The 8486-nt window shown below is 64.3% G+C and carries 7 protein-coding genes; 4 read left to right on the top strand and 3 right to left on the bottom strand.

Translation table 11 applies throughout. The features are described from left to right. Nucleotides 1–133: 133 nt before the first annotated feature. Nucleotides 134–781 carry an ATP-binding protein gene (locus ACFU99_RS23515; RefSeq protein ID WP_384395040.1) on the bottom strand — a complete coding sequence of 216 codons (648 nt, stop codon included), beginning with the start codon at nt 779–781 and terminating at the stop codon, nt 134–136. A gap of 269 nt (nt 782–1050) precedes the next feature. Between ACFU99_RS23515 and ACFU99_RS23510 the strand changes: the two genes are divergently transcribed. From ACFU99_RS23510 to ACFU99_RS23500, 3 genes are all read left to right on the top strand, one after another. After that, a complete protein-coding gene (locus ACFU99_RS23510) occupies nt 1051–1902 on the top strand; it encodes a helix-turn-helix domain-containing protein (RefSeq protein WP_384395039.1) in 852 nt (283 codons plus the stop codon). Nucleotides 1903–1913: 11 nt separating this feature from the next. Continuing rightward, nucleotides 1914–2105 (top strand): hypothetical protein, encoded by a 192-nt coding sequence (locus tag ACFU99_RS23505; protein ID WP_384395037.1) that lies wholly within the window; start codon nt 1914–1916, stop codon nt 2103–2105. 333 nt (nt 2106–2438) lie between these two features. Continuing rightward, nucleotides 2439–2630, top strand: coding sequence for a hypothetical protein (locus ACFU99_RS23500; protein WP_384395035.1), 192 nt, complete (start codon nt 2439–2441; stop codon nt 2628–2630). 338 nt (nt 2631–2968) lie between these two features. Here ACFU99_RS23500 and ACFU99_RS23495 read toward each other — a convergent pair whose 3' ends face one another. Next, entirely contained in the window at nt 2969–4459 is a 1491-nt protein-coding gene (locus ACFU99_RS23495; protein WP_384395033.1) for a S1 family peptidase, read from the bottom strand. 158 nt (nt 4460–4617) lie between these two features. Further along, nucleotides 4618–5034, bottom strand: a complete 417-nt coding sequence (locus ACFU99_RS23490; RefSeq protein WP_384395031.1) for a hypothetical protein — start codon at nt 5032–5034, stop codon at nt 4618–4620. Between the two features lie 364 nt (nt 5035–5398). On the opposite strand from ACFU99_RS23490, the gene ACFU99_RS23485 reads away from it, so the two are divergent. Then, nucleotides 5399–8486: hypothetical protein (locus ACFU99_RS23485; RefSeq protein WP_384395029.1), on the top strand; the 3088-nt coding region annotated here is incomplete at its 3' end.

Below are 8486 nucleotides of genomic sequence, written 5' to 3'. Positions count from 1 at the left end.
CTCGTACGAGTCACCGGCCCTGATTCGTTGTGTGTGACCGACTGCGTGACTACCAATCCGGATCGATCTTGAAAATGGGCTGAAGGGAAGTGCGCGGGGCCGGCGGTCACGCCCGAAGGGGGCGGCTACAGGGTCAGTCGGCTCGCCCCTGGGAGACCTCCGCGTCCGGGGAAGAGTGCGGTGTGTGTACGAGCGTGGCCCACGTACACACACCGGCAGCGGGCGGATACGCGGTGCCGAACCCCCACTCCCCGTGATGCCTCTCGGATAGTTCGCGGACGTCCGAGAGCGAGCCCCTCCGGCGCTCGTCGCATGCGGCGGCGAGGCGGCGGTGGGCGTGAGGGGCGTGAGTGTCATGGGCCGTCACCTGAAACGCGTCCCCGTCCCGGCGGATCACCACCTGCACCAGTTCGCCCGCTCCGGTGAACCGGCAGGCGTGCACCGTGAGTTCATACACGAGAAGAAGCGCCGGATCCATCAGCTCCTCCTCAACACCATGCACTTCGAGCATGACTTCGGCCGCCTCCTGCACGACGGTCGGCGTCTCGGAGGCCGACGGAAGCGTCAGCCCGTAGACGAGCTTCGCGCGGGATGGCTCCTTGAGGTCCGGGGGCGGCGGCGGGCACTGGGTGAACCTCGGAACGGCCTGAAAGGCGAACGGCGCGACGACGGCGTGCGGCAGGAGGCCGGACGGGGCCCCGTTTCCGGTCCACATGCTGGAAGGCGTCCCGTAGGTGGAGACGGGCTTCGCCGGTACGGGGATGGGTGTTTTCTGAGGCATGGCAACTCCGCTCAGTGGTGGGGTGTCGAGGGGGACGCGGGGTGGGGCCGTGGCTCGTCTCCCTGGCGCGGGCACACCCCTCCCAGGGCAGGAGGACACGGGCAGGCTCGCGTGATGCTCTTCGATCTCGCGCTGCGTGAGCTTCGCGTCACTTAAGGTACGACAGCGAGTGGTACCTGCGCCACCACTAGAGTGGAACTTCACCCCAGATGGATTGCGCGGGCCGCACCCGGCAGACTGGGTCGCGTACCGAGGAGGAAGGGCCATCGATGCCCCCACGCACCACACCTACGCAGCGACAACGCAGACTTGGCGCCGAGATCAAGAAGATGCGCACCGAGGCTGGACTCACCGCCGAGTACGTCGCCGGGCTGCTGGGGATCGACCGGGGCAAGGTCTCGAACATCGAGTCAGGCACCCGCAACATCAGCCCTGATCGCCTGCGCACTCTGGCTACGCACTGCGCGTGCCCGGACGAGCGATATCTGTCCGCTCTCATCGAACTCACCGAGCCACCCCAGCCACGTTGGTGGGACGAGTACCGGGGCAAGTTGTCATCAGGACTACTGGACATCGTCGAGCTGGAATGGCACTCGACCCGCATCCAGACCATGCAGACGGTTCACGTGCCCGGCCTCCTCCAGACCGAGGACTACGCACGCAGCATCTTCGCGGCCGTACTGCCAGCACTCTCGCGTCTCGAAATCGAGCTACGCGTGGCGCATCGCATGGGGCGGCAGCGCGTGCTGACTCGCGAACAGCCAGTCGGATACGTGGGATACATACACGAGGCCGCTCTTCGTATGCTCTTCGGCGGTCGCGACGCGACCAGGGAACAGCTCAAAGCACTCATCGAGACGAGCGAACGGCACAACGTCCGTGTACGCGTATTGCCTGTGGATCGCGGCTCCTTCCCTGGAGCCGGGCATGCTTTGCTCTACGCGGAAGGGCCTGTACCCCAACTGAATACGGTGCAGCTCGACTCTGCGCATGGACCTGAGTTCATGCACACGGATCTACAACTAGCCAGGTACCGCGCGCACTTGGACTGGATGGACGACGCGTGTCTGTCGCCGAAAGCATCACGAGACTTCATTCACAGCATCATTCGCAGTCTATGAGGAGCCAGATCGTGCCCGAGATCCGTTGGGAAGAACCCTTCTGCGGAGAGGGAAACAATTGTTTCCGCCTCGGCACCGATGCCAGCGGCAACGCGTACATAGCAGTCGCCGGGCAGGAGGAAACCTACCTCACGGATACGCGGGAAGCCCTGCACACCCTTATCCGCGACATCAAAGCCGGCAAGGCCGACCACCTGCTGTAGCGGTCCGGGCGGGCGGGAACCTGTAGCGCCTCCCCGCCCGGACCATAAGCGTCATGCAACGGCTGCGAATGCAGCGCCAGCAGGTACTGCACTGCCCCGACCCGACCGCCTACGCCGCGTAGATCCAGGAAGCGGCCCCGCGCATCGAATTCGGTGGAATGAAGGTCATGCGCGCACAGTTGCTCGCACCTGTGCAAGATGAGTGAGCTGAGCCAAGTGGAGGTGAGGGTGGTGCCGTTCCCGGCTGGACTGGATGAACAGGGCTTCCCTCGACTCCAGCAAGTCCCGGGACTTCATACTCGCCCTCACCAGCACCCGATAGGAGTTGACACCGTGCCCGACATCACATGGGAAGAGCCCTTCTCCGCCGAGAGTTCCAACTGCTTCCGCCTCGGCACCGATGCCAACGGCAACGCGTACATAGCAGTCGCCGGGCAGGAGGAAACCTACCTCACGGATACGCGGGAAGCCCTGCACACCCTCATCCGCGACATCAAAGCCGGCAAGGCCGACCACCTGCTGTAGCGGTCCGGGCGGGCGGGAATCTGTAGCGCCTCCCCGCCCGGACCATAAGCATCACGCAGCTGGCGCTCGACAGCCGACCGGTCAACGCGGACTGGGACCTGGATCTGGCCTCCGCCGTGACCGCCCTGGGCGTTGCGCTCCATACGGAGGCGACGCTGGAGGTACTGGTGGCCGAACTGTCGCACCAGGCGTATGGGTACTGGCAGCGCACCAGATCGGCGCGAATCCGGTGTTCTGGGCGCCAGCCGCCTCTCGGCCCTTTGCCGGAGTGCGGGAGACGGCAGGATGACCAGCGCTGGAAGCAGGACGATCCCAGAGCAGGCCGCGCAACCCTCACGTCAGCCTACGAGTTGGACCTCTCCATGCGTGCCCTTGACGTCGACGCCTGGGTAGTAACTGAGGTTGCCGTCATTCCAGCGAATGAGGATGTCATTCGGGACAACATTGGCGGCGAAGGCTCCCACATTGAGCACCTGGGCATTCTTCCAAGGACTGCCGACATCCCTTATGCGGGTGCGGCCGTGGAAACCGTCAGTGTCGACACCGGGGAAGATGGTGGTATCGCCGTCCTTCCAGCGGATGACCAGGTCGGCGGTCTTCTTCCCGGTGAACTCGCCTGAGCTGAGCTGAGCGGCATTGGTCCAGCTCTTGTCCGCGTCGTGGAGCTGCTTCCAGCCCTTGAGTCCCTTGGTGCCGACGTCGGTGTACATCGAGACCGAGCCGTTCTCCCACAGGACGAGCAGGTCGTCGCGGAGCGCGTTGTCGGTGTAGCGGCCGGCAGTGATCAAGCGGGCCCGCTTCCAGTACGAGTCGGGCGCGGGGTCAAATAGCACCTTCTCATCATGGACGCCCTTCTCGTCCAGGTGCGTGTAGGTCGACACCTTGCCGTTGGACCAGCGCACGGTGATGCCGTCCGATCCGTCCCCGGCAAAGCTGCCGCCGGTAACGGCACGAGCCCTCGTCCAGAAGCTTCCAGCGTTCGCGACCTTGTGCTCACGGGAAAACGGGTACTTCCGGTCGTGGTGGTCGGCGGCCCGGTAGAGGCTGGCCGAACCGTCCTTCCAGACGACGAACAGGTCCATGTGCCGCTGGCCGCCCGCCGAACCGCCGGTGAAGTAGCCCGAGGCCAAATGCATCGCGTTGCTCCAGTTCGCCCGGGGCAGGAGCGTGCGGGAAGAGACTTGCTGAATCCAGTCGGCGACGTCGTCCACGCGAACGTCGGTGACGCCTTCCCGGGTTTCGCCCTCGTTGCCGATGCAGCCCTTCTGCCAGGAGAGGCTGTTGACGGCGGCCAGCTCCAGGCGACCATCCTTCTCCCGGAAGGCAGGGCTGCCGGCGTCACCCTTGCAGACGACGTCGGATTCGGACTTACCGTTGAGACCGACTGTGGTGCCGTCCGTTGCTCCCACCGTGAACGAGGCGCTGTGCAGGCGGTTGGGCAGCCACGCGGTCTCCGTACGCCCGTAACCTGCTACCCGCAGTTGCTCGCCCTTCCTAGGCGCGTCAGTGCCCACAGCGAGCGGGGCAACGCCGGTCACAGGCTTGGCGAGTTTGACCATCACAAGGTCGCGCCCCTCACGAGGTACGAGCTCGACGGCGTCCGCCACGGTGCCGGCCTTGCCCGTGAGATCCGCACGGCCGACGGTCACGGTGGTCTTCTGCTTGGGGGCCCCGGCCACGACCTTGGCACCAGGCGTGTCAGCGAAGCAGCTCGCCGCAGTGATCACCCACTGCTCCTCGACCAGCGCACCGGAGCAACTCCGCACGCTGCTGCCGACGTCGAGCTTCGCGGTGAACGCGTACGTGCCGTCCTTGACTTCATCGCCCACAACAGCTCGTGCCGACGTACCGGTCAACAAGCCGGTCGCGACACTGGCGGTGAGAGCCCCTGCTATCCACGCCGTGCGCGAACGTCTGCCAGACATGATTCTTTCCTTATCGAAATACGGGTCGAGGGATTGTCAGCTGCCAATCTCTCCGGAGAACATCAACCAGCGAGGCGAAGTTCAAGCAGGACGGATCGCTTCCATTCGGAACTGCCATCGGTTTCGCCTACGGGAGTGACGTCATTCTTCGGGGCGTCGACGGTCTTCTTCTTGCCCTCAGCAGTAACGGTTGCACGAACAGCGCGGTCCTCGGTCCAGATGGCGTAGGCATCAGGAATTTCCATCGTCAGGAAGCCCGACTTCGCCATTCCGACGAAACAGTAGCCCTTCTTATCTATGCGCGACTCGACCCAGATATTGTCGGCCGCCTGACAGGAAGCATGCCCGCCCTGCCCGTCGCCCGGCTTCAGCATGATCCTCCCGTCGCCTTGCTTCAACTCAACCTTGCGATCCCGAAGGATGTTCGCGGCTCCCGGATGCTGAAAGTCCTCGACAGTTGACGGCATTTCCGCGCTCACGGAGGCCTGAGCGACCGATGACCGCGGAGCGGCCTGAGCAACAGCCAGAGTCGCAGTCGCGACTCCTGTGGTTGCGACGCCAACAGTTGCCACAAGAAACATTGTTCGGGCGCGAGAGGGCACCACGGGGTCCTTCCAATCGAGGTGAGCGCCGCGCCAAGCAGCCGACGCCCCATGTAGGTAAAGCATAAGTACGATAACATCAAAACATTCCCAAATTCCCTGACGCCTCGCCATGCTCGACTTGCCTTTCTCGCGCACATATGCACTCACGTGCTTCTTCGGCTCTACATGTCGTCCCTGTTGGGGCCGAAGTCAGCCGACTAGGACCCAGACACGACGACGCATGGCACAGGCAGCACACATGGAAAGAATCAACTTGCAGAAAAGACAGCTCAGTCGGGGTAGAGCGACAACAGCCAGAAGACGGTGGCTGGGTCTGCGCGGCATTGGTACCGGCCTCCTGTCCCTACCATTGTTGGCCGGCCTGCTCGGTCCAACGCCCGCGTTCGCAGCACCGACCGATGCGGCTGGCGAACTCACCCGGTTTTCAGACCGAGGGCAGGTCGTCCAGTTGTGGGCCCACGGCGGGCCAGGGGTCAAGGCCGCAGCCGAAGTTGCGCTGACAGGGTCGGACGCAGACGTCCAGAAGTTCCTCGACTCGGTAAAAGACGAGGCGGAGTACCACGACGACCGCATCAATGCCCTGCAGATGTTCAGCATCGGCGGTCCCGGTGTACGTGCGGCCGCGAAGAAAGCTCTCGCCAGTGGCTCGACCGCGGATCTGCACGCCTTTCTCCTGCATGGCTGGCAAGAACCGCTGGAACAGGACCAACGCGTCCAAGTACTTCAGATCATGGACGCGGGCGACAACGGAGTAAAGGATGCAGGCAAGGCCGCTCTGAAACGCACGCCCAAGGATGTCCGCGATTTCCTGGACGAAGGTCAGTACGACGCACGTGAGACAGACGAGCGTGTACTGACGTTGCAGATCATGAATGTCGGCGGTCCGGCTATCAAGCAAGCGGGCAAGCTCGCCCTGAAGGGAACCCCGGACGACGTCCGCGAGTTCCTTGCCGTAGGCCAGCATGTGGCCCGCAACCGAGACCAAGAGCACACCACTGTCGCGCAGTTGGCCAAACAGGCTACTCAAGCCGGCGTCCAAGCCAAGCAGGCCAAGGACGCCGCCAAGGAAGCCTCCGCCCGTGCCGTCGAGGCATCCGAACTCGCCAAGCAGACCGCACAGACGGCAGCCAAGGAAACCAAGGAAGCCGGCAAGGACTCCCTCCGCGCTGCCAATGCGGCCAACCGAGCAGCCGACGCGGCCCGGGGAGCTGCCGCCGCAGCACGGCAGGCAATCGGAGCGGCCAATGCTGCCAATAGTGCGGCCCGTATAGCCGCCAGCGCCGCATCGCAGGCGGCTAACGCGGCGGTCGCCGCAGCCAACGCAGCCTCCCGGGCACGCAGCGCCGCCTCAGCAGCCGCAGGCGATGCGGGTAAGGCGCATGAGGCCAAGGATCTCGCTCAGAAAGCGCGAAAGGCGGCCAAGGACGCAGAGGATGCTTCCTTGGCGGCGGGCTTCGCCGGTGAGGCATCGAAGGCAGCAGAGATCGCCGCGAATTCGGCACGTAGCGCAGCCGGCAATGCAAACGGCGCCGCAACCGCAGCTGATGAGGCCCACGGATTCGCAACCGCCGCCGGAGCGCAATCGAGCAAGGCCAAGGACGCAGCTGCTCAGGCCCGCCGCTACGCCCGGGAGGCCGACCGAGCGGCAAGTGCCTCGGCAGCGCTGGCTCGCAAGTCCGCCACAGCAGCCTTCGAAGCACGCGACGCAGCGAAGTCGGCCGCCAATCACGCCAGGAATGCCGCAGATGCCGCGGAGAAGGCGGCCGAGCACGCCGGCCAATCCGCCAACGCCGCAGAGGAGTCCAGCAAGCAGGCGGACGGGGCGAAGAAGGCGGCCGCAGCGGCGGTAGCAGCGGTAAAGACCGCCAATGCGGTGCACGAAATCGCCAGCAAGACCGAGGAAGAAGACCTAGCAAGCCGTACCACCACCGCGATTGAACGGGCTAAGGACCTCAAGAAGGCTGACGACGGCTTCGCCGTCAGTCTGGGCTACGGCCTTCAGAGATCTCAGTCTCTCGATCAAGAAATTGCGCGGCTCTCCGCCAAAGCTGCTCAACCCGGCATAGACATCAAGGCAGTGGCGGCCGATGGCCGCAAGGTCGCACTGCAGGTGATGAAGAGTGACACCCATGGTGCCTGGAGCCAGGAAGCCGCCGCCACGGCCCTCGCCGGCACCGACCCCGATGTCGTCGGCTACCTGCGCACCGGTTGGAAGATGGCGTCGCAGGACGACATACGCCAGCAGGTCGAACAGCTCGTGGACGACAGTCCCTACGAGCCCGTCCGGCAGGCGGCGGCGAAGGCCCTGGAGGGCGACGAAAAACAGATCAGCGAGTTCCACTCCGCCGGGCAGTACGAAGCCGGCGTGACCGAGTACCGTGTCCGCGTCCTCCAGGTACTGGATGCCGGCGGGCCTGGCGTGAAAGAAGCCGCCAAGGCTGCTCTGCAGGATGGTGCTCCCAAGAAACTGGCCGCCTTCCTTTACAGCGGTCAGTACATCGAGCGCAACACCGACGAGCGGGTCCGCGCCCTTCAACTGCTTGACGCCGGCGGCCCCGAGGTCAAAGCCGCAGCCAAGATAGCTCTGGCAGGACCTCCGGACCGGCTGCATACTTTCATCCAGGCTGGCCAGTACATGGCCGAACGCAAGGATCAACTTGCCGCCACCCACATCGCTCAGGTGCGGCGTCTGATTGCGGAATCCTCACATACCGCGGCCAAGGCGCAACAGAACGCCTGGGAAGCGGCACAGGCCGCGGCCAAGGCCAACAAGGCCAAGGACCAAGCCAAAACTGCCGAGGGCGAGGCCAGAAAGGCAGCTGAGCAAGCAGGCAGATACGCGCTCAGCGCCAAGCAGTCGGCCCAGTCCGCCGAAGCCTCCGCCACCAAGGCAGCCAAATCCGCTGCCACTGCCCGCAACGCTGCAGCAGCAGCCAATCGCGACGCAAATGCTGCTGAGGCCTCCGCTGCCCGTGCAGAGTTTTCCGCTACATACGCGCGGAACTCCGCCGTGGAGGCGACTCAAGCAGCTGATGAAGCACGTCTCGACGCTCTTCAGGCAGGGAAGGACGCCAAGGCAGCTGACGCCGAAGCTTCACAGGCATGGAAATCTGCCAAGAAAAAGGCACGTGCCGAAGAAGCAGAGGCCAAACGACGTGCTGCGGAAGAGAGAAAAAGGCAGCAGGAGCACCAGGACAGGAAAAAGAAGAAGCGAACCTGTTCTTCCGTTCCTGGTATACCAGCACCTGGGGCGCTTGCCGCCTGCCTCCTGACTTCCGATGATCCGGAACTGGAAACCGACGCAGTTTTCGAGGCGGCCAAGACGG

It is taken from the genome of Streptomyces sp. NPDC057654 (assembly GCF_042800135.1).
GTDB lineage: Bacteria > Actinomycetota > Actinomycetes > Streptomycetales > Streptomycetaceae > Streptomyces.
Note: the sequence above shows the minus strand (reverse complement) of the source record. Positions and strands in the feature narration are given on the sequence as shown.

Bases quoted from the DNA above. Each gene is read 5' to 3' on its own strand.
- ACFU99_RS23515 (WP_384395040.1), bottom strand. From the start codon at position 781: ATGCCTCAGAAAACACCCATCCCCGTACCGGCGAAGCCCGTCTCCACC.
- ACFU99_RS23510 (WP_384395039.1), top strand. From the start codon at position 1,051: ATGCCCCCACGCACCACACCTACGCAGCGACAACGCAGACTTGGCGCC.